This is a genomic window from Enterobacter sp. IF2SW-B1 (genome assembly GCF_001743375.1).
Lineage (GTDB): Bacteria > Pseudomonadota > Gammaproteobacteria > Enterobacterales > Enterobacteriaceae > Enterobacter > Enterobacter bugandensis.
The window spans coordinates 177,368-202,411 of record NZ_MJAA01000007.1; the positions used below are offsets into that span (position 1 = coordinate 177,368).

The following is a 25,044-nucleotide window of genomic DNA, read 5'->3' on the forward strand; positions in this document are numbered from 1 at the left end:
CTCCTGAGCTGATTTTTGCAGCATTGTAAAAATCAGCCGGGAGAGATGCCTGAGACAGCGTCCAGGTGAAACCGGGAAAATTTCTTAGTTTTGCGCCATTCGGCAACAAAAGGTGAGGCACGTCACGCTTCGCGCGGCGCCTGGGCGTGCAAAAACGGCAGCAGCAGCAGGGCGGAAATCCCCGCCGCGATGGCGATCGCCGCGAAGAAACCGCTCCAGTGCCAGACGTCGATGACCCGTGCCAGCGGCCAGCCGGAGAGCGATGCGCCGAGGTAGGCAAACAGCCCGACAAAGCCCGTCGCCGCGCCTGCCGCCTCCTTGTGCGAGCACTCCGCCGCCGCCATGCCGATCAGCATCTGCGGGCCAAAGACAAAAAAGCCGATGGTGAAGAAGCACGCCGCCTGCATCACGTAGCTGGCGAACGGCATCAGCCACAGCGAGCCGACGGAGAGTAAAATCCCGGCGGCAAAAATCAGATTCATCGGGCCGCGGTTGCCGTTGAACAGCTTGTCCGAGCCCCAGCCCGCCACCAGCGCGCCGATAAACCCGCCCAGCTCGAACATCGTCACCGCAGAGTTGGCGGTCACCAGGTCCACGCCGAGCGTCTCGGACATGTACAGGTTGCCCCAGTCGTTGATCGCCGCGCGCACCACGTAGACCAGCACGTAGCAGAGGGACAGCAGCCAGATGTACGGATTTTTCAGCACGTACTTGGTGAGGATTTGCTGGCGGGACAGCCCGGCGCCCTCCTGCTGCTGGGCAATCTCCATCTCGTCGTGCCGCCAGTCGCCCACCGCAGGCAGGCCGACGGTTTGCGGCCTGTCCCGCAGGCGCCAGCAGAGGAACAGCCCGGCGACAATCGCGAGGCCACCAGCAATCATCATCCCCGTGCGCCAGCCGTAGTGCAGCGCTGCGGCTCCCACGACCATCGGGATCAGCGCCCCGCCGACGTTATGCGCGGTGTTCCAGATCGCCCACCATCCGCCGCGCTCGTTGCGCGAGTACCAGGCGGTGAGCAGGCGGGCGCAGACCGGCGCGCCCCAGCCCTGGAAAAAGGCGTTCAGCGCCCACAGCAGGGCAAAGGCCCACAGCGAAGTGGAAAAGCCAAACAGGATGTTCACCACGCCGGTGGCGATCAGCCCAACGCCCATGAAATAGCGGGCGTTGGAGCGGTCGCTGACGATGCCGGAGAAGAACTTCGACAGCCCGTAGCTGATGTAAAACAGCGTCGCCAGCAGGCCGATATCGGTGCGCGTCATCACGCCGCTGGCGAGGATTTCCGGCGCGGCGGCGTTGAAGCTTTTACGGGTGAAGTAGAACAGCGCGTAGCCGAGCCAGATGGTGATCAGGATATGGCGACGCCAGTAGCGATAGCGGGCGTCGATTTCCGCCTTGTCGCGCAACGGAGCCGCGCTGGTTGGGGTTTTAAACATGATACGTCCTTAACGGCAAACTGACGCTGACGCGCGTCCCGTGAGTGCAGGAAAGGTTCAGCGTGCCGCCCAGCGCCTTCACGCGCTCGCGCATGCCCGCCAGGCCAAAGCCCTGCTGGCCGGAGCCCGGCGGCAGGCCGCAGCCGTCGTCTTCAATCACCAGCATCAGGCGCTCGTCCTGCTGCCAGCCCTGGATCGTCACCGCGCTGGCATTGGCATGTTTAACGATATTGTTCAGCCCCTCCTGACAGACGCGGAACAGCGTCACGCGCTGGCCTTCGCTGAGCAATGATTCATCAATGCGCCAGTCGAGATGGCTGACAATGCCGCGGCTTTCCAGCTCCATCTCGCGCATCAGGGAGCGTATCGCCTGCTCCAGCGACAGATCATCAAGCTGGCGCGGACGCAGCCGTCCCAGCAAGCGGCGAACGGCGTCATAGACACCCAGCGAAAGCTGTTCGATATGCGCCCCGCCCTGCTTCACGCCCGCGTTATCCGCCGCCAGACGCTGGACGATGCCCGCCTGCGTGCGGATGGCGGTTATGGTCTGGCCGATATCATCGTGCAGTTCGCGGGCCACCTCCTGCCGCACGCTCTCCTCGGTCTCCAGCAGACGCTCCGCCAGACGACGGTTGCGCGCCAGCTCGGCTTGCAGGGACTGGTTCAGCTCGCGCAGACGCTGAATGCCCGCCCCGAGCAGCAGCCCGGTCAGGCTCTGGGCCAGCAGCGAGAGCAGCAGATCCACCGGATGATCGTGCCAGGTCTGGCTGGCGATCAGCGCGATGGCGTTCATCAGCGTGGCGATCAGCGCCCCCTGCCAGCCGTAGTGCCAGGCCAGAGCGATGATCGGCAGCGCCAGGCAAAACGGCGTGAAGCGCGAAAGCTCGGCGGGCAGACCAAGCTGCAGCCACAGGCTCACCATAAACAGCAGCAAATACCAGATGAGGTGCCGGGCGCGCCAGTTCACCGGTTGGGAGACCAGCGCGGGGCCGAGCGGCTGCCAGACGGTGCTGGTGAGGTAGTGCCAGAAAACCAGACAGGTCGGCGCGAGGGTCAGACCGCCGGTAAGGGTCAGCAGCAGGGCGTTAAGCATCTCCTTCTCGCCGATCCACGGCAGGGATTGTAACAGCGCGGCGGCAATCAGCGCCGCCCCCTGACGCAGCAGCGTGCGCCAGTCGCGCTGGTAGCGGTAGCGGGAAATCAGGGCAACGGGGAGAAGCGTAAGCAGGCTTCCGGTCATCAATAAGGGAAGATGCGCGAGGGCCACCTCCTGCGCCAGCCAGACCAGCATCAGCCACTCCGCGCCGAGCAAAACGGGCCAGTAGCCGCGCGGGCACTGGAGCATTAGCCCCAGACGCAGGCCGAAGGGAAACAGCAGCACCGCCAGCTCCGGACGCTCCACCAGGTGCAGGCTGATGCTCCACAGGCAAAACCACGCAGCGGAGAAGATAAAAAAACTGGCGACGACGGCGATCAGCCGCGAAAACACGGGACTCATTGCCAGCTGTCGAACATGCGGCGCGCCAGCTCGACGTCATTGCTGACGTTGAGTTTTTCCATCAGGTTGGCGCGGTGGACGTGCACGGTTTTCGGCGACAGATCCAGCTCGGCGGCAATCTCTTTCACCGACATGCCCTGGGCAAGCTTCTCCGCCACCTGGCGCTCGCGTCTGGTGAGCGGATCCTGACGTCCGGTCGCCAGCTTGATGGCGATATCCGGCGTCAGGTAGCAGCCGCCGGTGGAGACGGTGCGCACGGCGGCGATCAGCTCGTCCGGGCTACAGCGTTTGGAGAGGAAGCCGCGTGCGCCCGCGTTGAGCGCCTGCTCGACCAGCGCCGGGCTGTCGTGAACCGAGAGCATGATCGTCGCCATCCCTTTCGGCAGCTGGCTCAACAGCTCCAGCCCGGAGAGATCCGGCATCGAGATGTCACAGATACAGACCTGCACCCCGCGCCCCGGCAGGCCCGCCAGCGCCTCGTGACCGGAGCCAAACTCGGCCACGACCTGGAAATCCGGTTCGAGGTTAAGAAGCTGGGCAAAGCCGGAGCGGACGATAAGGTGGTCGTCGATGAGAGCGATGGTGGTCATGTGTGTTCCTGCGGTCTGAAAAAGCCGGATAACGCTGCGCTTATCCGGCCTACAAGAGCGAAAGACGCTTACCTTAAGCGATTTACTCGAAAAACACCGCAATTTTGTTAAACATGGTGGGATCGGACTGGTTGCGCGCCACTTTGGTGACGTCTTCCAGCTTGTCGATCTGTGCCATCATCTGCTCCAGACGCTGATCGTCGTTGACCAGTAGCCAGATGCGGCTGTGCTCGCTGCCCTGAATCGGCAGGCAGAGAATACCTTCCACGTTAAACGCGCGGCGGGCAAACAGCCCACAGACGTGGGTCATAACGCCAGGGTGGTTGCGGACGGTGAGTTCCAGAATGACGTTATCATATTGTTTCTGCATGGCTTATTCCCCCACCATCTCAGTATTGGCCGCACCCGGCGGCACCATCGGATACACTTTTTGTTCAGGGTCGATACGCACGTGGATCAGCGCCGGGCCGGGACGCGAGATCGCCGCCTGCAGCGCCGCGTGGGCGTCTTCTTCCGCGTTCAGATCGCAGGTGTGCAGGCCAAAGCCGGCGGCAATCTGCATAAAGTTAATCATCCCCGGATAGGTCGCCGCAAACACGCCCTGCTTGTAGAACAGGCTCTGCTGCTGGTGCACCAGACCCAGCGCCTCGTTGTTCATCAGGATGATTTTCACGTCTAACTGGTTTTCGGCTGCAGTCGCCATCTCCTGAATGTTCATCATCAGGCTGCCGTCGCCGGAGAAGCAGATAACCTTGCGGTCCGGGTTGGCGAGCGCCGCGCCTACTGCCGCCGGCAGGCCGAAGCCCATGGTGCCGAGGCCGCCGGAGGTCAGCCACTGGCGCGGACGATTCAGCGGATACGCCTGCGCGGTCCACATCTGGTGCTGGCCCACGTCAGTGGTGATAATCGCGCTGTCGTCCACGCAGGCGGCCACGGCGTTGATCAGCCCGTAGTGGCTCAGCGGGTCGCCCTCAGCTGGGATGGCGCCCGGGAACTCGCGTTGCAGATCCGCCACCAGCTGACGCCAGTCGGCCCGGTCAGTTGCGTCCGTCTGCGGGATCAGCTGCGCCAGCACTTCGGCCACGTCGCCCTGAATCGCCACGTGCGGCTGTTTGATTTTACCCAGCTCGGCGCGGTCGATATCCACGTGAATGATTTTGGCGTTCGGGCAGAACTCCTCGGTTTTGCCAATCGCCCGGTCATCAAAACGTGCGCCCATAACAATCAGCAAATCCGCCTCTTGCAGGATGTAGTTGGTGCTGCGCGCACCGTGCATGCCCAACATGCCTAATGACAACGGATGCGCTTTAGGCAGCATACCCAGTGCCATCAGGGTCATGGTGGTCGGCAGGTTGGCCTTTTCCGCAAACTGGCGGATTTCATCCGCAGCGTTAATCGCCCCGCCGCCCAGATAGAGCACCGGGCGTTTGGCGGCGTTAATCATGGCGGCGGCGTCGCGCACGCTTTCAGCGCTGAATTCCGGCGCGGGGGCACGCTCGCCCGGCTCCGGCAACACGTCGATCTCGATCTCTGCGGTCTGGACATCCTTAGGAATGTCTATCCACACCGGGCCCGGGCGGCCAGACTGGGCGATACGGAACGCATCGCTGATAACCTGAGGCAGCTCGCTGATATCGCGAACTAAATAGTTATGTTTGGTGATGGGGATAGAGATGCCGTAGGTGTCCACTTCCTGGAACGCATCGGTGCCGATCATCGAGGACGGCACCTGGCCGGTAATGCAGATCAGCGGAATGGAGTCGAGGCGCGCGTCGGCGATGGCGGTCACCAGGTTGGTTGCGCCGGGGCCGCTGCAGGCCATACAGACCGCCGGTTTGCCCTGCGTACGCGCCATGCCCTGAGCGATAAATCCTGCCCCCTGCTCGTGACGCGCCAGCACATGGCGGATCTGCGTGCTTTGGCTCAACGCATCGTACAGCGGCAGCACGGTTCCACCCGGGATACCCGCAACCGTGGTGATGCCCTGTCGTTCCAGTAAATGAACAATCAGCTGCGCGCCTGTAAAACGCGTCTTTGTGGATGTTGTGCCCGAACTTGCCATGCTCCAGTCCTTTTCTTCTGGGCCGACTTTCCGGGGAGGGTCCTAAACGAAAAACCCCGCCCGGTTTGCGCCGGCGGGGTTTTGGATTCGTGTGTTGATCCAGTCCCTACGGCGCATTGCCGACGACCACCACCACACGCACGACGACCACTGCGGCAGGTTGCGCAGTTTTTAGTAGGGTCGAAGTGAAGATGGATGAAGTCATTGGGGACCTGTGTTTGGAATCATTGATTGAATTTATACAAACACAGGTTTTCGGGCGTGACAATGGAAATATTTTCATCTGCGCAAAAATGCGTCAGGGATCACGTTTCAGTACGTTGCTCGCTCATTCCAGGAGTCACTATACATGACATTGCCGTCGCAATGCTTCCAGGTGATTTTCTCATAGCGTATGAGAACCGTTTCAAGGTGTGTTCCCGTGTTTGCGCCGGGATACAGGTCAGGTGTGATTGAAGTTATTTTCACATTCTCCAGGAGGATATTAAAATATTCCTGTTCTAAACCCGCCTCATTAATCTGATACATCTTAATGGTGGCTGACTGGAGTGTTCTTCCCGTACTCAGCGCGCGAAAGAGAAGCGGGGTTACACGATCAAATTCTTTCTGGAACATGATGGGCATGTGTATGCGCGTGCCCGTCAATTTCCCGGTATTCCCGTCGACTGGAATGTTGACATTATGAGTGAATGATTTGAGTTCAATTGAACCTTCACGCCCTGTCACAAGGCAGGGGCCAACCATGGGGGAACCATTTTCATCTGTAAGAAATAAATAAGCCGGATTTGACATAAAGAATACCTTTTTTTAAAAATCAATCGTACTTATCAAAACGACCAAAAATTATTGGATGAACAAGAATAAATACACCGATAGCAATAAATGTGAGTAATACCCAGTGGTCAGGTATCAACCATAGAAAAAAAGAGGCGCATACAAAAACATAAACGGGAAATAAAATATCCGTAAATAGAATTGATAACAGACTCTTAAACACGCTACTTGTCCCTTAAGTCGTCATAAATCGCTTCAAAATCCCTGTAGAAACCCATTTGAACCTTCTTAATCAGTTCAGACAGGAATGGTTCAATAAAGTAATAGAGCATTTCCAGTTGTGCGGCATAGAGGGTAGCGTAATACTTTGGGTCCAACGTTTTCAGGCGACGAGCAGCAAGCGCGCACTTCTGGTCCGTGCCAATCAATTGAAATGCCATGACAACGTTCGGTACGCGACGTGCAAGCCGTTCGACGACGATTTCTGAGAGCAGGCCAGATTTGGAAAGATATATTGCCAACCCCCATGCTATTGCTAAACGCGCTGCTTTGCTTGTCGGGATATTTTTAACAAATCCGGTTACTTGTGAACCCGTCTTGCGGGCGCGATTTTGTTCATTTCCATTTTTAGAGTCATTTAGAACACTTTTAAAATAAAGATAGAGCATCTGTGCTATTACATCGCGATAACGGTAAAGAGACACAATGGAGAGGTACATTCTCTTTTCTTCTGAGAGAAGCTCATCACATACATCGTGATAGCTGGGGATTAAGCATGATGAGTACCAGCTTACACGCTCCATTCCTGAATAGATATCAGAGCCGATTCCCTTTAATGCTTTCCATGTCCCGGCAACGCCTTGCTGTCCATAAATAGCCAACTGTCTGTCGCCCTGGAACTTCATCTTCAAATAATCCGATGCTTGCATAAGATATCCATATCATGATTGTGGCTATAGAAATATACAATGAAAAGCAGTGTAATTCAAACTGGTGAATTGCCTAAAAAATACATTCACGAGAAAAATAATTCGATTGAATATTATTTTTTACGGCTATATCCGATGCGGTTTTAATATCCTGGCGAGTCTGTTTTTTATATTAAATGACTTATTTGGTGCTGCATCTCGTAAAACTATCCTGGTTCCCCTGCATAAAATTGATTTCTTAAGAAGCCTGACCAGGCCACCGCTTATCCCGGTATTTTTTTGTGGGCAGACCAGAAAACAAAAAACCCCGCCGGAGCGAGGTTTTTATCAGGGTTTTGCGGTTGGTCGCCGCAGAACACACTGTGTTACGTCAACGGAAAAAGTATACGCGATCGAACTCGAACGCGCAATTCCGGCACGGATTTTGACGTTTTTGAGTATGGATCACCTTCCGAATTTTGTCCAAAAAATACTGTTCATGCATACAGTATTTATCTATACTGAGGGTGTTCGCAGTGAGCGAGGGGGCCGCAGTTTACCGGCGCAACGAAGTCCTGGCTGAAACGGGTGGTGCCGTCAGTGCCTTAACCCCTGAAGTGAGCACACTGTGTTACGTCAATCCAGGTGCTGGCAACAGGCGGCGGAAAGGTACGCCAGCATCGTGCTCCTTTTAACCAAAAGGAGACGCGTATGAGCGTAGTGGATATGGTGATACTTATCCTCAAACTCATTGTTGCAGTACTGCAACTGCTTGATGCTGTCCTGAAATACGTTCGGTAATTCAGGTTCAAGTCGCACCTGAGAGGGGCGGGCAACCGCCCCTCTTTAATAACGAGGGAATGCTATGTCGCGTCTGTTAATTGAGCCTGTCACACCGGATGAGCCGGGGTATATCGCCCTGAAGGCGGAAAGTATCGCGCTGAATTTCAACATGCTGCGCAGGCTGGAAGAGAACTGGCTGCGGGGTGAGAACCGCTTTAACGCGCCGGGTGAAAAGCTGCTGGGTGCGTTTCTTAACGGCAAGCTGGTGGGCGTGTGTGGACTCAACCGCGATCCGTTCAGCCAGCAGCCGCGTGCCGGACGCATTCGCCATCTCTACGTCAGCGAGAAGTGCCGCGGGCTGGGCATTGGAAAACAGCTTTTAACCGTAGTGATGGCGGATGCCAGCATCTGGTTTGATTTTCTGAATACTCACGCGCCGGACAGCGCGTACGGATTTTACAATCGAGCCGGTTTTACGCTGGTCTCAGACGAACCACGGGTGACGCACCGCCTTTTTTGTGCGGTGTAACTGGCTGGCGGCAACAGGATGTGAATGTTACAGTTGAGTGACAATTCATCACCCAATACGCCATGACCATCACCGTTTTCTGCATTTTGCTTTTCGCCGCACTGCTGCATGCCAGCTGGAACGCTATCGTTAAAGCCGGAACGGATAAACTCTACTCTGCGATCGGCGTTAGCGGCTCAGCCGCGATTATTGCCCTGATTTTACTGCCCTTCTCACCACAGCCTTCTGCGGCAAGCTGGCCGTTTTTGATCGTCTCCTGCGCCTTACAGGTTGTCTACACCGTGCTGGTGGCGAAGACCTATCAGGTCTCGGACATGAGCCAGACCTATCCGCTGATGCGCGGCACCGCCCCGCTGCTGGTGGCGCTGATCAGCGTGCTGGCGCTCGGCGACCATCTCTCCTGGCTCGCCTGGTCCGGTATCGGAGTCATTTGCCTGTCGATTCTGGCGATGGCGATGAATGGCCGCATGCAGTCACGCAGGGGGATCTGGCTGGCGCTGCTGAATGCCTGTTTTATCGCCGGGTATACGCTGGTGGACGGCACCGGCGTGCGGCTGTCGGACACCGCGCTGGGCTACACGCTCTGGACCTTCTTTATGAACGGCTTCTGCCTGCTGGGCTGGGCGATGGTGGCGCGTCGGCGCGAGGCGTCCAGCTACCTGCGTCTGCACTGGAAAAAAGGGCTGCTCGGCGGCGTGGGGACCATGGGCTCTTACGGTCTGGCCCTCTGGGCGATGACGCAGGCGCCGCTGGCGGTGGTCGCCGCGCTGCGTGAAACCTCGATTCTTTTCGGGGCGCTGATCGCCTTTGTCCTTTTAAAAGAGAAGGTTGCGGGCCTGCGCATCGCGGCAGCGCTGGGTATTGCTGTCGGCGCTATTCTGCTGCGTCTGGCGTAAATCGCTGGCAACATTAGTTGCCGTTCTTGTTTACAAATCCTGCCTTTCCCGGTTTTTTCATTCACCGCAACAATGCTTAAATTGTCATCTGTCTGTGGTAGATTCCTCGCGCATTTATGGGAATGCGTAGTCACTTATTCTTCATTTCTCTCTTTTGGCAAAAGTATTCAGCGACATGAAAAAGCAAAGGAACGTTAACTTATTGTTGATGCTGGTGTTACTGGTGGCCGTCGGTCAGATGGCGCAAACCATCTACATTCCGGCGATTGCCGACATGGCAAAGGAACTGAACGTCCGCGAAGGCGCGGTGCAGAGCGTGATGGCAGCCTACCTGCTGACCTATGGCGTTTCACAGCTCTTCTACGGCCCGCTCTCCGACCGCGTCGGGCGTCGCCCGGTGATCCTGGTGGGCATGAGCATTTTCATGGTAGCGACGGTGATTGCCATTACCACCCACAGCCTGACCGTACTGATTGCCGCCAGCGCCCTGCAGGGCGTTGGGACGGGTGTCGGCGGGGTGATGGCGCGAACCTTACCGCGCGATATGTATCAGGGCACCCAGCTCCGCCACGCCAACAGCCTGTTAAATATGGGCATTCTGGTCAGCCCGCTTCTCGCTCCACTGATTGGCGGCCTGCTGGACACAATGTGGTCCTGGCGCGCCTGTTACGCCTTTCTGCTGGTGCTCTGCGTAATTGTCACCTTCAGCATGGCGCGCTGGATGCCGGAAACCCGTCCAAAAGACGCGCCGCGCACGAAGCTTCTCACAAGCTATAAGACGCTGTTCGGCAACGGCGCGTTTACCTGCTACCTGCTGATGCTGATCGGCGGCCTGGCGGGTATTGCCGTGTTCGAAGCCTGCTCCGGCGTGCTGCTGGGCGCGGGTCTTGGCCTGAGCAGCATGGTGGTGAGCATTCTGTTTATTCTGCCAATCCCGGCGGCGTTCTTTGGCGCCTGGTTTGCCGGGCGTCAGAACAAGCGCTTTTCAACCCTGATGTGGCAGGCCGTGATCAGCTGCCTGCTGGCGGGTCTGATGATGTGGATCCCGGGGCTGTTTGGCGTGATGACCGTCTGGACGCTGCTGATTCCGGCGGCGCTGTTCTTCTTCGGCGCGGGAATGCTGTTCCCGCTCGCCACCAGCGGCGCGATGGAGCCGTTCCCGTTCCTCGCCGGCACGGCGGGCGCGCTGGTGGGCGGTTTGCAGAACATCGGTTCCGGCGCGCTGGCCTGGCTCTCGGCCATGATGCCGCAGACCGGGCAGGCTAGTTTGGGCCTGCTGATGACGCTAATGGGGCTGCTGATTTTACTGTGCTGGCTGCCGCTGTCGTCGCGCGTTCCGCATCACGAGCAGCCGGTTTAACCGCATGATGGCCCGGCTTCTCGCCGGGCTTTTCACAGACGGGCGCAATCATCGCCTGCAATAACGGCTCCGGCGCAGGCCGCCAGGCCCCCTCTTCCCCGTCATAAAACTGGAAATCCGCGTTAAGCGCATACGGGATTTTCGCCTTTTGCAGCTCGCAGGCCATAAAGGTGGCGAAGGCCATTTGCGAAGCGGTTGGCGTGAGGTGGTTTGACTCCCCCACGCCCCAGCCCCCAACCCAACTGACGTGCCCGGTTTTTTGCTGCCAGCGCAGCGCGGCGCTGATGCGGTTACGGATAGCCGCCTTCTCAGCCGCCGTGCCGGACGTCCACGGGTATTTACCGCTATTTTTCAGCGGCCCCCACGGGAAAATATGCCACTCCGCCAGCAGGTAGTTTTGACTGTGCGCAGGCAGCTTCAGGCCGGATAAATCTTCCGGCGCGGCACGCAGGCGCGGCGCAATGAAAATCATGCGCTGCGGGTCGATGTCGTGGATCGCTTTAATGGTTTTTTCATACACGCGGTTTAACGACGCGAGGTTGTGGTTAAGCTTGTCGGCTGGCTCATAAATGAGGTCAAAACCCAGCAGCGGATAGCTCTGGCCGAAATAGTGCGCCACGGCAATCCACCAGTTGATCGTCTCTTTCTCGTTATCGGCTTTGGGGTCGTTTTTATATTCATCGGCCTGATAAGCGATAATCGGGATCACGCCATATTGCTCGCAGGCTTCCACCAGCTTGCGCAGGTGGATCAGCCGTGCTTCCGTCGGCTCATCGGCGACGCGAATGCGCACGTGGGTAATGCCTTTTGCGCGAAAATCGCGAACCACCAGCGGGTCGAACTCGCGTATGCCGCGCTCGGTGCGCGCCCAGTCCACATCCATCCCGACGCCCAGCTGCTGCGCATAACGGGCAGCCGTCAGCGGCGGCTCAGCGGCAATGGCCCAGCCGGAAGAGATCAGTAACGCGGTCGCTATAAGAGGCTTTAACACGGTTTACCCTGGATAAATCGAAAGCATTACCTGTATTTAGCACGCTTTTTCACATTTGGTGTAGCGCGAAAGCGTAATAATTCTTCAACCTGCCAGTTCTCTCAGCCAGCCGATAAAGGCGTCTATTTTCGGCCACTGTCGGCCCGAAAGCGTCGAAACATAGTAGTGCTGATGGCATTTCAGGGTCTTGTCACCAAACGGGGCGATCAGTTCGCCCCGTTCAAGCCGTTTTTGCACCAGCCGCTTTCTCCCCATCGCGACGCCGACGTGGTTGATGGCCGCAATAATCGCTAAGTCGGAACGATCGAAACCAATACCCGACGATGGCGGCATATTCACCGCAAAGTGCTGCGCCCAGCTCAGCCACTCATCCGTACCGGAATCATTGCTCCAGGCCTGACGGTCGTGCAGCAGCGTGCAGTGGCTAAGGTTATCGGGGTTTTTCAACAGCTCATGCTCGCGGGCATACTGCGGCGAGCAGACGGGCAAAATCTCTTCGTCCATCAGTAAGTGATGAGACAGATGGTTTGGCGGCGTATCGTCGAAATAGAGCGCCAGATCGACCCCCGTTCGCTGCATATTGATGTAATCATTGCCGGTCAGGACGGTGAGCGAAATCGACGGATAGCGGCGGGTAAAGTCGCCCAGCATGGGTACCAGCCAGCACTGAGCGATCGACGGCCGGGAGTAGACCGTCAGCGTGCCGGACAGCGCCTGGTTTTTGATGTCCAGGATCTCCTGATTCAGGGTGTCGAGGGACGATTTTAGCGTCCAGTAAACGCGCTTTCCCTCCTGCGTCAGCTCGACTTTACGGTGCGAACGGACAAACAGCTGAATACCGAGCTCTTCTTCGAGCAGGTTGATGCGGTGGCTCACCGCGCTGGGGCTGAGCGACAGCTCCTCCGCCGCCAGCGCGAAGGATTCATGTCGAGCCGCCACTTCAAAGGTGTACATTTTCGACAGCTGCCAGCCGTTGAGCAGCCGGTTTCTGGCTTCATTTGCATCGGTCATCACAATTCTCACGCGTGGTTTGTGCGCTCAGCATACTGTTTAAGGGTGAATATATGTGAACCTAATGCGGTTTAAGTGCGTTTTTTAGAGCGCAGTCACTCAGTTGATTCAATCTGGCTCACCTGAACGCCAATTTATATCGTTTGTCAGCCCACGCCGCTTTTTCGTCCAATACCCCCAGATGACATAAGGGTGAGGTGAGATATGGGATCTCAGGTCTGGGTTGTGGCAACGCTGCTGGTCAGCATTGTGTTGATTGTTTTAACCATCGTTAAGCTAAAGTTTCACCCGTTCCTCGCGCTGCTGCTGGCGAGCTTTTTCGTCGGCGCAATGATGGGAATGAGCCCGCTGGATATGGTAAACGCCATTGAGAGTGGGATTGGCGGCACGCTGGGCTTCCTGGCGGCCGTGATTGGTCTTGGGACCATTCTCGGCAAGATGATGGAGGTTTCCGGCGCGGCAGAGCGCATCGGGATTACGTTGCAGCGCTGCCGCTGGCTGTCAGCAGACGTGATTATGGTGCTGGTGGGCCTGATCTGCGGCATTACGCTGTTCGTGGAAGTGGGCGTGGTCCTGCTGATACCGCTGGCGTTTTCCATCGCCAAAAAGACCCACACGTCGCTGCTCAAGCTGGCCATTCCGCTCTGTACCGCGCTGATGGCGGTGCACTGCGTGGTGCCGCCGCATCCGGCCGCGCTGTTTGTGACCAATAAATTAGGGGCGGACGTTGGAACGGTCATTGTCTACGGTTTGATGGTCGGCCTGATGGCCTCTCTGGTCGGCGGCCCGCTGTTCCTGAAGCTGCTCGGCAATCGTCTGCCGTTTAAACCGGTTCCGGCGGAATTTTCAGACCTGAAGGTGCGGGAGGAGCATACCCTGCCGTCGCTGGGCGCCACGCTGTTTACGGTGCTGCTGCCGATTGCCCTGATGCTGGTGAAGACCATCGCTGAACTGAATATGGCAAAAGACGGCATGCTGTATACGCTGCTGGAGTTTATCGGCAACCCGATCACCGCCATGTTTATCGCCGTGTTTATCGCCTACTACCTGCTGGGCATCCGCCAGCACATGGGCATGGGCGCGATGCTGACGCACACCGAGCACGGCTTTGGCTCTATCGCCAACATTTTGCTGATTATCGGCGCGGGCGGCGCGTTCAACGCCATCCTGAAAACCAGCGGACTGGCGGACTCGCTGGCGCAAATTCTCTCGAACCTGCACATGCACCCTATCCTGCTCGCCTGGCTGGTGGCGCTGGTGCTGCATGCCGCCGTAGGCTCCGCCACGGTCGCGATGATGGGCGCCACGGCCATCGTCGCGCCGATGCTGCCGCTCTACCCGAACGTCAGCCCGGAGATCATCACCATTGCCATCGGTTCTGGCGCCATTGGCTGCACGATCGTGACCGATTCTCTCTTCTGGCTGGTGAAGCAATACTGCGGCGCGACCCTGAATGAGACCTTCAAATACTATACGACGGCGACGTTTATCGCCTCGGTGCTTGCACTTGGCGGCACATTCCTGCTTTCTTTCATTATCTGAGCGCGAAGAGACATATTATGGAAAACGCAACTATCACCACTTTAACCGCACAGTTTCCTCTGGTTGAGGATCTGATTGCCCTGAAAGAAACCACCTGGCTTAACCCGAACACCACCACGCTTGAAGAAGGGCTGCCCTATGTCGGGCTGACCAAAGCCGACGTGGACGACGCCCACGCGCGCCTCAACCGCTTCGCGCCGTATCTGGCGAAAGCCTTCCCGGAGACGGCGGCAACGGGTGGGATTATTGAATCTGAACTGGTCGCCATTCCGGCAATGCAGGCGCGGCTGGAGAGAGAATCTGGCAAATCCATTCCCGGCACGCTGCTGCTGAAAAAAGACAGCCACCTTCCGATTTCCGGCTCGATTAAAGCGCGCGGCGGCATCTATGAGGTGCTGACCCACGCGGAAAAACTGGCGCTGGACGCCGGGTTGCTGAGCGTTGAAGACGACTACAGCGTTCTGCTGGAGCCACGCTTTAAGGCCTTCTTCAGCCAGTACAGCATTGCCGTGGGCTCCACCGGCAACCTGGGGTTATCCATTGGCATAATGAGCGCACGCATCGGCTTTAAGGTGACGGTCCATATGTCCGCCGACGCCCGCGAGTGGAAGAAAGCCAGGCTGCGCAGCCACGGCGTCATCGTCGTGGAATATGAGCAGGATTACGGCGTGGCGGTGGAGCAAGGGCGCAAAGCGGCGGAAAGCGATCCGAACTGCTTCTTCATTGACGATGAGAATTCCCGCACCCTGTTCCTGGGCTATGCGGTGGCGGGCGAGCGCCTGAAAGCGCAGTTCACCGAACAGGGCCGCGTGGTGGATGCGGATCATCCCCTGTACGTCTATCTGCCGTGCGGCGTAGGCGGCGGGCCTGGCGGCGTGGCGTTTGGTCTGAAGCTGGCCTTTGGTGATAACGTGCACTGCTTCTTCGCGGAGCCAACGCACTCGCCGTGCATGCTGCTGGGCGTTTACACCGGCCTGCACGATGAAATCGCGGTGCAGGATCTGGGCATTGATAACGTGACGGCGGCGGACGGTCTGGCGGTTGGGCGCGCGTCCGGCTTTGTGGGCCGCGCGATGGAGCGCCTGCTCGACGGGTTCTATACGCTTTCCGATCGGAGCATGTACGACATGCTTGGCTGGCTGGCGCAGGAGGAAGGGATCCGCCTTGAGCCTTCAGCGCTGGCGGGGATGGCCGGGCCGCTGCGCGTTCATTCGCATACCAACGTTACCCACCTGGTGTGGGCAACCGGCGGCGGCATGGTGCCGGAAGACGAGATGGCGAAGTATCTGGCTAAAGGGAAGTAATTAAGCCGCCACCGGGCTTACAGGCTCAAAATTTGCTGAATATTGGTTACCGCAAACAGCAGCGACAGCGAGAGAACAGCCAGCGCAATCAGGAACTTATCCCGCACCGCTTTCGGCTGTACAAAATCGTTCTGCGCCACGTCCATCAGGTTACGGCTGCGGGTATAGCGCCATAAAATGATGGCCACCAGCGCCAGCACAATAATAGAGATCCAGAATGGCACCCCGGTTCGGTGCCAGTTGTGCTTAATCGCCAGGGCAATCAGCGCGCCATACCCCAGCAGCGTGCGCAGCCAGGCCAACGACGTCCGCTCCGGCTGCAGGCCGGGGTCCGCTTCGCGCCGCGCTTTGCGGCTATCCGCCATAGAACACCAGCCCCATCACCACGCCCGCCACCGCCAGCAGAATCACGCTGATGATGAGTAACCCGCGCGTATAGGGCAGATCCTGCTTCAGGCGCATCGCCTTCTCATTGCGCAGCCATCGCAGGTAGCCGTAAATCGCCAGCACGCCCGCGAACAGGCACAGCAGCAGCGCCAGCACTTCACGAATCAGCGGCGTGGCAAAATCGGGGGCGAGCTGGTCAAGGCCGACACCTGCGGCCAGAAAGCCCAGTGCGGTGCGGATCCACGCTAAAAACGTGCGTTCATTAGCCAGAGAGAAGCGGTAGTCCGGCGCTTCGCCGAGGCGGGAAATTTTCATGGAGGTTCCTTGTCGTGCTACGGGCAGGCTTCAGCATAGCGTAAATCGACAAGGACAAGGAGACCGGCATCGGGCGATGCCGGTCAGGACGATTAATGCAGCTCTGGCCAGTACTCTTTGTTGGCCTCGATCAGGTCATCCAGAATCGCTTTCGCGACGGAGGCGCTCGGCACGGTTTTCGACAGGGTAATGGCCTGCCAGAGCTTCTGGTACGAGCGCTGCTCCCAGGCATCCACCACCAGTTTTTCCACCGCCACCTGCTGGCTCATCAGCCCTTTCTGGAAGTGCGGAATATCACCCACCGTAAGCGGCTCCGGTCCGTTATGGCCCACCAGGCACGGGATCTCCACCATCGCGTCGGCGTCAAAGTTATGGATGGCACCGTTGTTTGGCACTATCAGCAGCATCCGCTCCTGGGTATTAAAGGCAATCGCAGTCGCCAGATCGACGATGTACGACGCATGTTCGTCGATTTCCAGCTCACCGGCGGCGGAGTTGCCGGCTTCGATAATCGCCCGACAGGAACTGAACACATGCTTCTCACGGTGATCCATAACTTCATTGGCGCGGGTCCGTTCCGGGTTGGAATGCGCGACCACGTAGTCCGGGAACAGGTAATACTTCAGGTAGGTGTTAGGCATGGTGTCCGGATCCAGCGCCTGCACGTCTTTAGCTTTGGCAAAGGTATCGTTCCAGCTCGCTTCGGTATGCGCATCTTCCGAAGGCGGAACATAGCCGTTTTTCGCCACGTATTCGCGCAGCTTCGGCATCAGATCGTTGCCGTTCAGGTCTTCAATCGACGTCCACCAGCCGAAGTGGTTCAGGCCGTAGTAGCGCACGCGCATCTCTTTGCGGTCTTTCAGGCCGACAATCTGCGCCATGCGCCCTTCAATGCCGATCGGCATATCGCAGATGTTGAGTATTTTAGCGTTCGGACGCAGGCGGCGCGTGGCTTCTGCGACAATCGCCGCCGGGTTGGAGTAGTTCAGCATCCACGCGTTCGGAGAGTACTGTTCCATATAATCCACCAGCTCCAGCACGCCGCCGATAGAGCGCATGCCGTAAGAGATACCGCCCGGTCCGCAGGTTTCCTGGCCCAGCACGCCGTGGCGCAGCGGGATTTTTTCATCTTTTTCGCGCATCGGGTATTTGCCCACGCGGATGTGCGCCATCACGAAATCGACATCGGTAAACGCCGCTTTTGGATCGGTGGTGTAGCTGAATTCAATCTCCGGGGCCTGGTCCTTAAGGATGATTCTGCACGCTTCGGCGATGGTCTCCTGACGCGCGCCGTCGTTGTCATAGAACTTCAGGGCGCGCAGCGGAAAACGGTCACGGTTGGCTAACAGCATCAGGACGATACCAGGCGTAAAGGTGCTGCCGCCGCCTGCAATGACAACTGAGAATTTTTTCATGATATAGCCTCTGTCAGGGTGGTTTGTTCATTTGTTAAAGGAGTTTTCATCAGCGATTCCAGCTGGTCACGCACCTGAGGAACGTGCAGGCCGACAATCACCTGAATGCCGTTGCCGCGTCGCACTACGCCGTGTGCGCCCAGGGCTTTGAAGACGTCGTCGCTTTGGGTTTTCGCCATATCCACCAGTGCGATACGCAGGCGGGTGGCGCAGTTATTGATGCTTTCGATGTTGGCCGCGCCGCCGAGCGCCTGCAGGAATCCGGCGGCTTGCCCAACCTGCTGGCTGGCCGCCGCCGGGGCGGTGGTTTGCCCGCGCGCCGCCTTATAGTCGGCCTTGCTGTAGAGTTTGATTTCGCTCTCTTCCCGGCCCGGCGTTTTCAGGTTCAGACGCTCAATCAGCGTTTTGAAGATCACGAAGTAGATGCCGGTGAAGCAGACACCAATGCCTATCTGGGTGAACACCGTCGAGGCGTGGTTATGGAACATCGGGATCCAGTTTTGCGGCAGGAACTGGTCCAGCAGGCCGCCGCCCATATTCCCCACGACGCCGAAGGCGTACATCACCGTCGCCATGGTGGCCGCCAGCACGGCGTGCACGGCGAACAGCAGCGGCGAGATAAACAGGAAGGTGAACTCAAGCGGTTCGGTAATGCCTACCAGCACGGCGGTGAGCGTGGCCGGAACCAGCAGGCCCGCCACCTTGACGCGATTTTCTGGCGACGCGGTGTACCAGATAGCGAAGGCAATCCCGACCGAGCCAAACACTTTTGAGTTGCCGTGCAGTGCGAAGCCACCTTCCGGGAAGAGGGTCTTCAGCGGCAGGGTGCTCTGGCTGAATTCCTGCAGATGCTGCGCCCAGTAGACCTGAATACCGCCCTCCACCGCCGCCGGGCCGAAGATGAACGGGCCGTAGACGAAGTGGTGCAGCCCCGTTGGGATCAGAATGCGTTCCAGGAAGGTATACACCCACACGCCCAGCGCACCGGCAGAGCGCAGGAACGCCTGCAGGGATTCGATGCCCATCTGCACTTTCGGCCAGCCTAGCAGCGTCAGCCAGGCACAGGGGATCATCACGAAGAACGCGAGGATAACGACAAACGAGCTGCCCTGGAAAATCCCCAGAAAGACCGGCAGCGGCTTGTCGAAATAGCGGTTGTGGATGGCGGTGACGATGCCTGAGATCACGATGGCACCGATGATGCTGGTATCGAGTGTTTTGATCCCGGCAATCATCGCCAGCCCGCTTCCCGCCGTTGGTTCGGCGGAGAAGTCGACGCCAAAGAAGTGGCCCCAGGTCATCCCCATCGCGTTAATGAAGTAGTTCCAGGTCAGGAAGCTAATCAGCACCGCCAGGCAGGCGCGGCCCTGCGCCTGCTTCGCCAGCCCAATCGGCAGGCCGACGGCAAAAATCAGCGGCATATTGCGAAACACCGCCCAGCCGCCCTCTTCAATGATGTGAACGATCTGCGCGAAAAGATGATCGGGGGCGGTTAAGGCTTCGCCGACAAACAGCGGGTTGCGAAGCATGATAGCGATTCCCACCACGATCCCGGCAAACGGAAACAGCAACACCGGGGTAAACATGGCACCGCCAAAACGTTGTATTTGACTGAGCATTTTTAAATCCTCACGTAACAACCTGTAGGGGTAGAGGCCTTTATGGTTTTGTGCTGGCCTGAGGTGAGCATAAGAACTTACTGATGTACGAACATGGCGTGCCGCTGCGATTCGTGATCGCATTCATGGTTTTATTTTGACCAGTCAGGTCTACTTCTTGCGGTAAATATGGACATGTCAGGACGCATTCCACGCCCTGATAAGGGCAGAGAGGTCTACTGGTGATCTACAAATCAATTGCTGACAGGTTGCGGCTGCGGCTGAATTCATCGGACTACAACATCGGCAGCCCGCTGCCTGGTGAAAAAGCGCTGGCGCAGGAGTTTGGCGTGGCGCGCATGACCATCCGCAAGGCGCTGGATCTGCTGGTGAGCTGGGGGCTGGTTGAGCGCCGGCACGGCAGCGGAACGTTTGTCTCGCGCAAAGACGTTCACCACGAAACCACTAACCTGACCGGGCTGGTGGAGGTACTGCGTCAGCAGGGAAAAGAGGTGCAGAGCAAGGTGCTGCAATTCGAAGTGATGCCCGCCCCGCCCGCCATCGCCAGCCAGCTGCGGATCCAGGTGGATGAGCGGATCTACTTTTCACGGCGGGTGCGCTACGTGGACGGAAAGCCGCTGATGCTGGAGGACAGCTTTATGCCGGTGAAGCTGTTCCGCAACCTGTCACTGGCGCATCTTGAGGGGTCTAAGTTTGATTACATTGAGAAGGAGTGCGGGATCACCATCAGCGGCAACTACGAGAGCCTGACGCCGGTGCTGGCAGATAAACAGCTGGCTGGTTATCTGAATCTGCCGGAACAGACGCCGCTGCTGCGAATTACCTCTCTCTCCTACAGCGACAGCGGCGAGTTCCTCAATTATTCCGTGATGTTCCGAAATACCAGCGATTACCAGGTGGACTACCATCTGCGGCGCATCCACCCGGAAGAGCTGTTAGCCCATCCCCCAGAACAGCACCGCCAGTAGCTGCGGGGTGATGATGCGCAGGAACATCACCAGCGGGTAGACGGTGGCATAGGAGAGCGCGGCCGCGCCGCTGGTGGCGTGCAGGTTGTTGGCAAAAGCGAGCGCTGGCGGGTCGGTCATGGAGCCTGCCAGCATACCGCACAGCGTCAGGTAGTTCATTTTGGCGAACATCCGCGCCAGGATTGCCACCGTCAGCAGCGGGATCGCCGTGATAAAGATGCCGTAGCCGACCCAGCTCATCCCTTCGCCCTTGACCAGGGTATCGACAAAATCCCCGCCGGACTTCAGCCCGACAACCGCCAGGAACAGCACGATGCCCAACTCGCGCAGCGCCAGGTTAGCGCTCGGCGGCATAAACCAGTAGAGCTTCCCGATACAGCCGATACGCCCGAGGATCAGCGCCATAATCAGCGGCCCGCCCGCCAGGCCGAGCTTGAGCGCCACCGGGAAGCCCGGCACGTACAGCGGAATAGAGCCGAGCAGCACGCCAAGCCCGATGCCGATAAACACCGGCAGCATCTGCACCTGCTGCAGTTTTTGCTGGGCGTTGCCCACCATATCCGCCACGGCATCGATGGACGACGGGCGTCCGACCAGGTTGAGGATATCCCCGAACTGCAGGCTGGCCTCCGGGCTGGCAACCAGTTCGACGCCCGCACGGTTGAGGCGGGAGATGACCACGTCGTAGCGCTCTTTTACCTGCAGATCGCGTATTTTCTTGCCAAGAACGTGCTCGTTGGTCACCACAACACGCTCCACGCGCATATCGGTGCCGCGAGTCGAAAGCGAGGTATCCACTTCCTGACCAATCACCAGCCGCGCGTTGTTTAAATCCCCCGGCTGGCCGACCAGGTGCAGCAGGTCACCCTGCTGGATCATCGTGCCGGGCGCAGGCACCATCAGCACGTCGTCGCGCTTAAGGCGGGAGCAGATAATATTGGCGCTGTTCAGGATCGGTACGTCCTGAATCGCCATATTGTTCAGGTTGGGGTTATCGACGCGAATGTTGATGGTTTTGATCGGCATGTGGCCATTGGTGAGCGTGGTTTCGTGATCTTTCGCCTCTTTGTCGACGTTAACGCGAAACAGGACGCGGACCAGCCACATGGAGAGCAGAATGCCGCAAATCCCAAACGGATAGGCCATGGCGTAGCTCATCCCCATCTGGTCAACAATGCCGGGTTCAATGCCCAAATCGCGAAGGATTTGCTGCCCGGCACCGAGCGCCGGCGTGTTGGTGACCGCCCCGGAGAAAATGCCCAGCACCACGGGCAGGGGGATAGCAAAGATTTTGTGCAGGATCGCGGTGACCAGCCCGCCCATCACCACAATGCCGAGGGCAAACAGATTGAGCCGTAGCCCGGAGACGCGCAGGGAAGCGAAAAAGCCCGGCCCTACCTGAATCCCGATGGTGTAGACGAAGAGGATCAGGCCGAACTCCTGAATAAAGTGGAGCATATCGGCGCTGAGAACCAGCCCGAGCTTGTCAGCAAAATGCCCGACAAAAATGCCGCCAAACAGCACCCCGCCAATCCCAAACCCGACGCCACGGATTTTGATATTGCCAATCCATAGCCCTACAACCGCGGCCAGGGCCAACACGCTGACGGTTAACGCGATATCACTCATGATCCACATCCTGTGTATAACCTTAGTTATGCTATGGATTCTCTCAGAGCCGGATGCGGTTGTATGGGCGATGGCGCACAAAAAAGCCCTGCCGGAGCAGGGCTTTGTGCAGTCTGTGAGTAAAGCGGATTAGCTGTTCAACGCCGGCCGCTCGCTAATGGCGATACGCTGCGGCGCGATGGCTTCCGGCACGTTACGGATAAGATCGATATGCAGCAGCCCGTTGGTAAACGTCGCACCGGACACTTCCATATGGTCTGCCAGGGTAAAGCTCAGGCTAAACGGCTGATTAACCAGACCCTGATGCAGCCACCGGGTTTCGGTCTCTTGTTTTTCCGGCGTACCCTTCACGGTCAGGCGCGCACCTTCGAGCTGGATATCCAGATCTTCCTGGCGGAACCCGGCCAGCGCAAGGGTGATGCGATAGTGGTTATCGTCGCTTTTTTCAATGTTGTACGGCGGAAATGTCTGTTGCTCGGTGGTGCTTTGCAGGGCATTAGCCAGTTTGTCAAAACCAATCCACTGACGCAGCAGGGGGGATAAATCGTAGTTACGCATACTAAATCTCCTTCTGAGAAGCGAGTTCGGCACAGTTTAATTTTGTGCACAGTTGTTCCTGCAAATCCTGATGGATTCGCATATGCTCCCGTTACGGCAAGCAAGTCTGGGTGGGCCGCCCGCGCGACCCGCGTAATTAGTTAATTTCGATACGGCGCGGTTTTTTCTCTTCCGGAATCACGCGTTCCAGTTCGATAAACAGCAGGCCGTTAACCAGGTTCGCGCCTTTAACGTGAATGTTCTCGGCTAACTGGAACTTGCGTTCAAAGTTGCGCTCGGCGATGCCCTGGTAAAGGTAGGTACGTTCTTTCTGCTCGGCCGTATGGGAACCTTTCACCACCAGCAGGTTGTCCTGCGCGGTGATTTCCAGCTCGTTTTCTGCAAAACCGGCGACGGCAATGGCGATGCGGTAGTGGTTTTCGTCAACCAGCTCAACATTGTATGGAGGGTAGCCGTTGCTCTGGCTTTGGTTATTTTCTAAATGGTTAAACAGGCGGTCAAAACCAATTGCAGAACGGTATAGCGGAGAAAGATCGAAGTTACGCATAGATAATACTCCTGAAATCAGCGAGAAATTGTAGCCTTCCACCATGGACAGGCCTTTGCGCCCCCGAGCACCCATCAGGCGTGTTCGTTATCGGGTCACATTCTTAAAATGGGTCTGGAACCGAGCTTTTCAAGACTATTTAGGCGAGATTTTTTTGCACTTTGCTGGTTGTCGCATAGACTCTGGGACAACAGCACAAAGGGTTAAATTGCGATGGCTGCCACAGTGCGGGGTTATCGGGCTATTCATTTCGGATAAGGCTCGCTATAACCCTGAGTTGCAGGTCTATGCAGTGCCATTAACGATGACTGAGTGATGATGAAAAATGTTCTGATAAAGCTGACGACGTTCAGCGGGGTGGTTTTACTTTGCGGGTGTTCGAGCGTGATGTCTCACACCGGCGGTAAAGAAGGAACATATCCGGGGACGCGCGCCAGCGCGGCGATGATCTCCGATGACGATACGAACTGGGGCACCAAATCCCTGGTTATCCTGGATATGCCCTTTACAGCAGTGGCGGATACGCTTCTGCTGCCGTGGGATGTATTCCGTAAGGACGATTCCGTGCGCTCACGGGTAGAGAAAAGCGAGCAGGAAAATCTGGCGACAAACGCCGTTATCCCGCCCGCCGAGATGCCGCCGCGCTAGTCCTTCGCGGTTTCCGTTACCCAAAGCTGACGGAAACCGCCCGTCTCTTGCATCCACGCAATAAAGCGCCCGTCCGGGGAAAACACGACCGCATCAGCAGACGGCGGATTGCCGTGATCGGACGTCAAAAACGTCACTTCTCCAGTCTTCGCGTCACAGCAGGCGATTCGGTTTTCAAGCACAAATCCCAGCATGTTCCCGGAAGGGTGCCAGTTAAACGCAGACTGAATACCGCTCCCGGTGCGCGTCAGCTGGCGCGGCTCGCCGCCCTCAGGAGAGATCAGCCACAGCTGCACAATGCCGTTATCATCCCGCATCAGAAACGCGATTTGCGTCCCCTGGGGGTTACTGCGCACCCAGTGACGCGGCACGTTCACCAGACCCGGGTAGGCCCTCTGGTGGGTAAAGGTCAGACGACGCTGCTTCACCTCGGCAGGCGGCGCTGGCAGGGTGTCTGGGGTGCCCTGCAGCGGCGCATCGCCCGCTCGTTTCCAGCCCTGCTCGTCTTCTGGCAGGTTAACAATAAACAGTTCAGGCACTTTTTCGCCCTGCGCGGAGAGGGTGTCGCCGATAAACGCCAGCCTGTTGTTGCCCACCCAGCCCTCTTCGTAGGCGCGGTTGATTTCATCGCTGCCCGGTTGCGGGTTGGGTGTTGTGCGGCTGACCAGCACGCTCCAGAACGTGCCTGAATATTCACGTGGATGATTCCCCTGCGGGTTCACCGGGCCAAACGGTGCCGCCACGCCGACGTTGCGTAAATCGAGCTTCGGATCGCGCTCATGTAAAACATGGTCGTTATAGGTGAAGCTGACGAACTGCCCGTTCGGGCTGAAGACGTGCACGTGGCTGCCGCCGCGCAGCGCGCCTGCGGTATAAGGCGCGGTGATATCCATCGCGTCCAGGTTGCTCACCTGACCGTGATGCACAATCACACCCTGACGATGATGAAAATCGTAGTGCCAGTCAGCATCCGGGTTTTTCGGACCGTGGATAAAGACGTATTTGTCCTGTGCCGGATGAACGGTCACCACGCCAACATGCGCGCCGTCAGTAGCGCGATAAACCACCTCCACCTCACCCGTAACGACGTTGACCTGCTCAATGGTTTCGCCGGTAAATGACGCGCCTGACGGGCGCACGTCGTAGACCAGCCACTGGCTGTCCGGCGTCCAGGTATTGATGTTGGTCAGCTGGTGGTTGCGGGAGGCGAAGGTAATTTGTTTCATGAGGATACCCTGATGCACGGTGAGTGCATCAGGGTAAAACATCCGCAGGGA

27 protein-coding genes and 1 other annotated feature are annotated in these 25,044 nt (G+C 57.9%); of the genes, 9 read left to right on the forward strand and 18 right to left on the reverse strand.

Going from position 1 to position 25,044, the window contains the following annotated elements:
* Nucleotides 1-122: 122 nt before the first annotated feature.
* The 8 genes from A6013_RS15530 to A6013_RS15565 form a co-directional block, all read right to left on the reverse strand.
* Nucleotides 123-1,433: an MFS transporter gene (locus A6013_RS15530; protein WP_069733388.1), complete on the reverse strand. Its 1,311-nt coding sequence runs from the start codon at nucleotides 1,431-1,433 to the stop codon at nucleotides 123-125.
* Nucleotides 1,426-2,931 carry a signal transduction histidine-protein kinase/phosphatase UhpB gene (uhpB, locus tag A6013_RS15535; protein ID WP_069733389.1) on the reverse strand — a complete coding sequence of 502 codons (1,506 nt, stop codon included), beginning with the start codon at nucleotides 2,929-2,931 and terminating at the stop codon, nucleotides 1,426-1,428. The genes A6013_RS15530 and uhpB overlap by 8 nt, the downstream gene beginning before the upstream one ends.
* A complete protein-coding gene (gene uhpA, locus A6013_RS15540; RefSeq protein ID WP_069733390.1) occupies nucleotides 2,928-3,521 on the reverse strand; it encodes a transcriptional regulator UhpA in 594 nt (197 codons plus the stop codon). Before uhpA ends, uhpB begins: the two co-directional genes overlap by 4 nt.
* 82 nt (nucleotides 3,522-3,603) lie before the next feature.
* Nucleotides 3,604-3,891, reverse strand: coding sequence for an acetolactate synthase small subunit (gene ilvN, locus A6013_RS15545; protein WP_038414990.1), 288 nt, complete (start codon nucleotides 3,889-3,891; stop codon nucleotides 3,604-3,606).
* Between the two features lie 3 nt (nucleotides 3,892-3,894).
* Nucleotides 3,895-5,583 carry an acetolactate synthase large subunit gene (gene ilvB, locus A6013_RS15550; protein WP_059353827.1) on the reverse strand — a complete coding sequence of 563 codons (1,689 nt, stop codon included), beginning with the start codon at nucleotides 5,581-5,583 and terminating at the stop codon, nucleotides 3,895-3,897.
* A gap of 106 nt (nucleotides 5,584-5,689) precedes the next feature.
* Complete coding sequence (gene ivbL / locus A6013_RS26875) at nucleotides 5,690-5,788, reverse strand: ilvB operon leader peptide IvbL (RefSeq protein WP_057979964.1); 99 nt, start codon at nucleotides 5,786-5,788, stop codon at nucleotides 5,690-5,692.
* Nucleotides 5,789-5,895: 107 nt separating this feature from the next.
* The gene (locus tag A6013_RS15555) at nucleotides 5,896-6,375 is read right to left on the reverse strand and encodes a type VI secretion system tube protein TssD (RefSeq protein ID WP_069733391.1); all 480 of its coding nucleotides are present in this window, start codon (nucleotides 6,373-6,375) and stop codon (nucleotides 5,896-5,898) included.
* A 206-nt stretch (nucleotides 6,376-6,581) separates the two neighbouring features.
* Nucleotides 6,582-7,286, reverse strand: coding sequence for a hypothetical protein (locus A6013_RS15565; RefSeq protein WP_048957713.1), 705 nt, complete (start codon nucleotides 7,284-7,286; stop codon nucleotides 6,582-6,584).
* A 106-nt stretch (nucleotides 7,287-7,392) separates the two neighbouring features.
* Here A6013_RS15565 and A6013_RS27310 point away from each other — a divergent pair, with 106 nt between their 5' ends.
* The 5 genes from A6013_RS27310 to emrD all read left to right on the forward strand — a co-directional run bounded on the left by A6013_RS27310 (nucleotide 7,393) and on the right by emrD (nucleotide 10,833).
* Nucleotides 7,393-7,848, forward strand: a complete 456-nt coding sequence (locus tag A6013_RS27310; protein ID WP_164558229.1) for a hypothetical protein — start codon at nucleotides 7,393-7,395, stop codon at nucleotides 7,846-7,848.
* Between the two features lie 128 nt (nucleotides 7,849-7,976).
* Nucleotides 7,977-8,066 (forward strand): type I toxin-antitoxin system toxin TisB, encoded by a 90-nt coding sequence (tisB, locus tag A6013_RS25320; RefSeq protein WP_045260836.1) that lies wholly within the window; start codon nucleotides 7,977-7,979, stop codon nucleotides 8,064-8,066.
* A 64-nt stretch (nucleotides 8,067-8,130) separates the two neighbouring features.
* Nucleotides 8,131-8,577 carry a GNAT family N-acetyltransferase gene (locus A6013_RS15575; protein WP_028014956.1) on the forward strand — a complete coding sequence of 149 codons (447 nt, stop codon included), beginning with the start codon at nucleotides 8,131-8,133 and terminating at the stop codon, nucleotides 8,575-8,577.
* A 62-nt stretch (nucleotides 8,578-8,639) separates the two neighbouring features.
* Complete coding sequence (locus A6013_RS15580) at nucleotides 8,640-9,473, forward strand: EamA family transporter (protein WP_028014955.1); 834 nt, start codon at nucleotides 8,640-8,642, stop codon at nucleotides 9,471-9,473.
* Between the two features lie 175 nt (nucleotides 9,474-9,648).
* Nucleotides 9,649-10,833 carry a multidrug efflux MFS transporter EmrD gene (gene emrD, locus A6013_RS15585; RefSeq protein WP_039024559.1) on the forward strand — a complete coding sequence of 395 codons (1,185 nt, stop codon included), beginning with the start codon at nucleotides 9,649-9,651 and terminating at the stop codon, nucleotides 10,831-10,833.
* Here the strand turns inward: emrD and A6013_RS15590 are convergent.
* Nucleotides 10,736-11,824, reverse strand: coding sequence for a glycoside hydrolase family 5 protein (locus A6013_RS15590; protein ID WP_047366722.1), 1,089 nt, complete (start codon nucleotides 11,822-11,824; stop codon nucleotides 10,736-10,738). The two genes, emrD and A6013_RS15590, sit on opposite strands and share 98 nt — an antisense overlap.
* Nucleotides 11,825-11,908: 84 nt before the next feature.
* Nucleotides 11,909-12,835 carry a DNA-binding transcriptional regulator DsdC gene (gene dsdC / locus A6013_RS15595; protein WP_069733392.1) on the reverse strand — a complete coding sequence of 309 codons (927 nt, stop codon included), beginning with the start codon at nucleotides 12,833-12,835 and terminating at the stop codon, nucleotides 11,909-11,911.
* A gap of 204 nt (nucleotides 12,836-13,039) precedes the next feature.
* Between dsdC and dsdX the strand changes: the two genes are divergently transcribed.
* Nucleotides 13,040-14,377: a D-serine transporter DsdX gene (gene dsdX, locus A6013_RS15600; RefSeq protein WP_069733393.1), complete on the forward strand. Its 1,338-nt coding sequence runs from the start codon at nucleotides 13,040-13,042 to the stop codon at nucleotides 14,375-14,377.
* Between the two features lie 17 nt (nucleotides 14,378-14,394).
* Nucleotides 14,395-15,681 carry a D-serine ammonia-lyase gene (gene dsdA / locus A6013_RS15605; protein WP_069733394.1) on the forward strand — a complete coding sequence of 429 codons (1,287 nt, stop codon included), beginning with the start codon at nucleotides 14,395-14,397 and terminating at the stop codon, nucleotides 15,679-15,681.
* Between the two features lie 17 nt (nucleotides 15,682-15,698).
* Here dsdA and A6013_RS15610 read toward each other — a convergent pair whose 3' ends face one another.
* The 4 genes from A6013_RS15610 to A6013_RS15625 form a co-directional block, all read right to left on the reverse strand.
* Nucleotides 15,699-16,046 (reverse strand): DUF202 domain-containing protein, encoded by a 348-nt coding sequence (locus tag A6013_RS15610; RefSeq protein WP_069733395.1) that lies wholly within the window; start codon nucleotides 16,044-16,046, stop codon nucleotides 15,699-15,701.
* Nucleotides 16,036-16,383: a YidH family protein gene (locus A6013_RS15615; protein ID WP_028014948.1), complete on the reverse strand. Its 348-nt coding sequence runs from the start codon at nucleotides 16,381-16,383 to the stop codon at nucleotides 16,036-16,038. Before A6013_RS15615 ends, A6013_RS15610 begins: the two co-directional genes overlap by 11 nt.
* A 92-nt stretch (nucleotides 16,384-16,475) precedes the next feature.
* Nucleotides 16,476-17,798: a 6-phospho-alpha-glucosidase gene (locus A6013_RS15620; protein WP_069733396.1), complete on the reverse strand. Its 1,323-nt coding sequence runs from the start codon at nucleotides 17,796-17,798 to the stop codon at nucleotides 16,476-16,478.
* Complete coding sequence (locus tag A6013_RS15625; RefSeq protein WP_028014946.1) at nucleotides 17,795-19,417, reverse strand: alpha-glucoside-specific PTS transporter subunit IIBC; 1,623 nt, start codon at nucleotides 19,415-19,417, stop codon at nucleotides 17,795-17,797. Before A6013_RS15625 ends, A6013_RS15620 begins: the two co-directional genes overlap by 4 nt.
* A gap of 221 nt (nucleotides 19,418-19,638) precedes the next feature.
* Here A6013_RS15625 and A6013_RS15630 point away from each other — a divergent pair, with 221 nt between their 5' ends.
* Nucleotides 19,639-20,385 (forward strand): GntR family transcriptional regulator, encoded by a 747-nt coding sequence (locus A6013_RS15630; protein ID WP_059357501.1) that lies wholly within the window; start codon nucleotides 19,639-19,641, stop codon nucleotides 20,383-20,385.
* Here the strand turns inward: A6013_RS15630 and A6013_RS15635 are convergent.
* The 3 genes from A6013_RS15635 to ibpA all read right to left on the reverse strand — a co-directional run bounded on the left by A6013_RS15635 (nucleotide 20,353) and on the right by ibpA (nucleotide 23,119).
* Nucleotides 20,353-22,014, reverse strand: a complete 1,662-nt coding sequence (locus tag A6013_RS15635; RefSeq protein WP_028014944.1) for a putative transporter — start codon at nucleotides 22,012-22,014, stop codon at nucleotides 20,353-20,355. The two genes, A6013_RS15630 and A6013_RS15635, sit on opposite strands and share 33 nt — an antisense overlap.
* 129 nt (nucleotides 22,015-22,143) lie before the next feature.
* Complete coding sequence (ibpB, locus tag A6013_RS15640; RefSeq protein WP_028014943.1) at nucleotides 22,144-22,572, reverse strand: small heat shock chaperone IbpB; 429 nt, start codon at nucleotides 22,570-22,572, stop codon at nucleotides 22,144-22,146.
* Nucleotides 22,573-22,708: 136 nt separating this feature from the next.
* Nucleotides 22,709-23,119 carry a small heat shock chaperone IbpA gene (gene ibpA, locus A6013_RS15645; protein WP_008500162.1) on the reverse strand — a complete coding sequence of 137 codons (411 nt, stop codon included), beginning with the start codon at nucleotides 23,117-23,119 and terminating at the stop codon, nucleotides 22,709-22,711.
* Nucleotides 23,113-23,184 (reverse strand) — a sequence feature (ROSE (Repression Of Heat Shock gene Expression) occurs in the 5'-region of heat shock genes and acts as an RNA thermometer to modulate expression.). Its footprint overlaps the gene before it by 7 nt.
* 250 nt (nucleotides 23,185-23,434) lie before the next feature.
* Between ibpA and A6013_RS15650 the strand changes: the two genes are divergently transcribed.
* On the forward strand, nucleotides 23,435-23,767 hold the full coding sequence (locus A6013_RS15650) for a YceK/YidQ family lipoprotein (RefSeq protein WP_014881914.1): 333 nt from the start codon (nucleotides 23,435-23,437) through the stop codon (nucleotides 23,765-23,767).
* Here A6013_RS15650 and A6013_RS15655 read toward each other — a convergent pair.
* A complete protein-coding gene (locus tag A6013_RS15655) occupies nucleotides 23,764-24,993 on the reverse strand; it encodes a DUF3748 domain-containing protein (RefSeq protein WP_175437390.1) in 1,230 nt (409 codons plus the stop codon). The two genes, A6013_RS15650 and A6013_RS15655, sit on opposite strands and share 4 nt — an antisense overlap.
* Between the last annotated feature and the right edge of the window lie 51 nt (nucleotides 24,994-25,044).

Bases quoted from the DNA above. Each gene is read 5' to 3' on its own strand.
- ilvB (WP_059353827.1), bottom strand. From the start codon at position 5,583: ATGGCAAGTTCGGGCACAACATCCACAAAGACGCGTTTTACAGGCGCG.
- ibpB (WP_028014943.1), bottom strand. From the start codon at position 22,572: ATGCGTAACTACGATTTATCCCCCCTGCTGCGTCAGTGGATTGGTTTT.
- A6013_RS15625 (WP_028014946.1), bottom strand. From the start codon at position 19,417: ATGCTCAGTCAAATACAACGTTTTGGCGGTGCCATGTTTACCCCGGTG.
- A6013_RS15650 (WP_014881914.1), top strand. From the start codon at position 23,435: ATGATGAAAAATGTTCTGATAAAGCTGACGACGTTCAGCGGGGTGGTT.
- ivbL (WP_057979964.1), bottom strand. From the start codon at position 5,788: ATGACTTCATCCATCTTCACTTCGACCCTACTAAAAACTGCGCAACCT.
- emrD (WP_039024559.1), top strand. From the start codon at position 9,649: ATGAAAAAGCAAAGGAACGTTAACTTATTGTTGATGCTGGTGTTACTG.
- dsdC (WP_069733392.1), bottom strand. From the start codon at position 12,835: ATGACCGATGCAAATGAAGCCAGAAACCGGCTGCTCAACGGCTGGCAG.
- dsdA (WP_069733394.1), top strand. From the start codon at position 14,395: ATGGAAAACGCAACTATCACCACTTTAACCGCACAGTTTCCTCTGGTT.
- tisB (WP_045260836.1), top strand. From the start codon at position 7,977: ATGAGCGTAGTGGATATGGTGATACTTATCCTCAAACTCATTGTTGCA.
- A6013_RS15575 (WP_028014956.1), top strand. From the start codon at position 8,131: ATGTCGCGTCTGTTAATTGAGCCTGTCACACCGGATGAGCCGGGGTAT.
- A6013_RS15580 (WP_028014955.1), top strand. From the start codon at position 8,640: ATGACCATCACCGTTTTCTGCATTTTGCTTTTCGCCGCACTGCTGCAT.
- A6013_RS15565 (WP_048957713.1), bottom strand. From the start codon at position 7,286: ATGCAAGCATCGGATTATTTGAAGATGAAGTTCCAGGGCGACAGACAG.
- ilvN (WP_038414990.1), bottom strand. From the start codon at position 3,891: ATGCAGAAACAATATGATAACGTCATTCTGGAACTCACCGTCCGCAAC.
- dsdX (WP_069733393.1), top strand. From the start codon at position 13,040: ATGGGATCTCAGGTCTGGGTTGTGGCAACGCTGCTGGTCAGCATTGTG.
- A6013_RS15615 (WP_028014948.1), bottom strand. From the start codon at position 16,383: ATGAAAATTTCCCGCCTCGGCGAAGCGCCGGACTACCGCTTCTCTCTG.
- A6013_RS15655 (WP_175437390.1), bottom strand. From the start codon at position 24,993: ATGAAACAAATTACCTTCGCCTCCCGCAACCACCAGCTGACCAACATC.
- A6013_RS15530 (WP_069733388.1), bottom strand. From the start codon at position 1,433: ATGTTTAAAACCCCAACCAGCGCGGCTCCGTTGCGCGACAAGGCGGAA.
- ibpA (WP_008500162.1), bottom strand. From the start codon at position 23,119: ATGCGTAACTTCGATCTTTCTCCGCTATACCGTTCTGCAATTGGTTTT.
- A6013_RS15555 (WP_069733391.1), bottom strand. From the start codon at position 6,375: ATGTCAAATCCGGCTTATTTATTTCTTACAGATGAAAATGGTTCCCCC.
- uhpA (WP_069733390.1), bottom strand. From the start codon at position 3,521: ATGACCACCATCGCTCTCATCGACGACCACCTTATCGTCCGCTCCGGC.
- uhpB (WP_069733389.1), bottom strand. From the start codon at position 2,931: ATGAGTCCCGTGTTTTCGCGGCTGATCGCCGTCGTCGCCAGTTTTTTT.
- A6013_RS15610 (WP_069733395.1), bottom strand. From the start codon at position 16,046: ATGGCGGATAGCCGCAAAGCGCGGCGCGAAGCGGACCCCGGCCTGCAG.
- A6013_RS15635 (WP_028014944.1), bottom strand. From the start codon at position 22,014: ATGAGTGATATCGCGTTAACCGTCAGCGTGTTGGCCCTGGCCGCGGTT.
- A6013_RS15620 (WP_069733396.1), bottom strand. From the start codon at position 17,798: ATGAAAAAATTCTCAGTTGTCATTGCAGGCGGCGGCAGCACCTTTACG.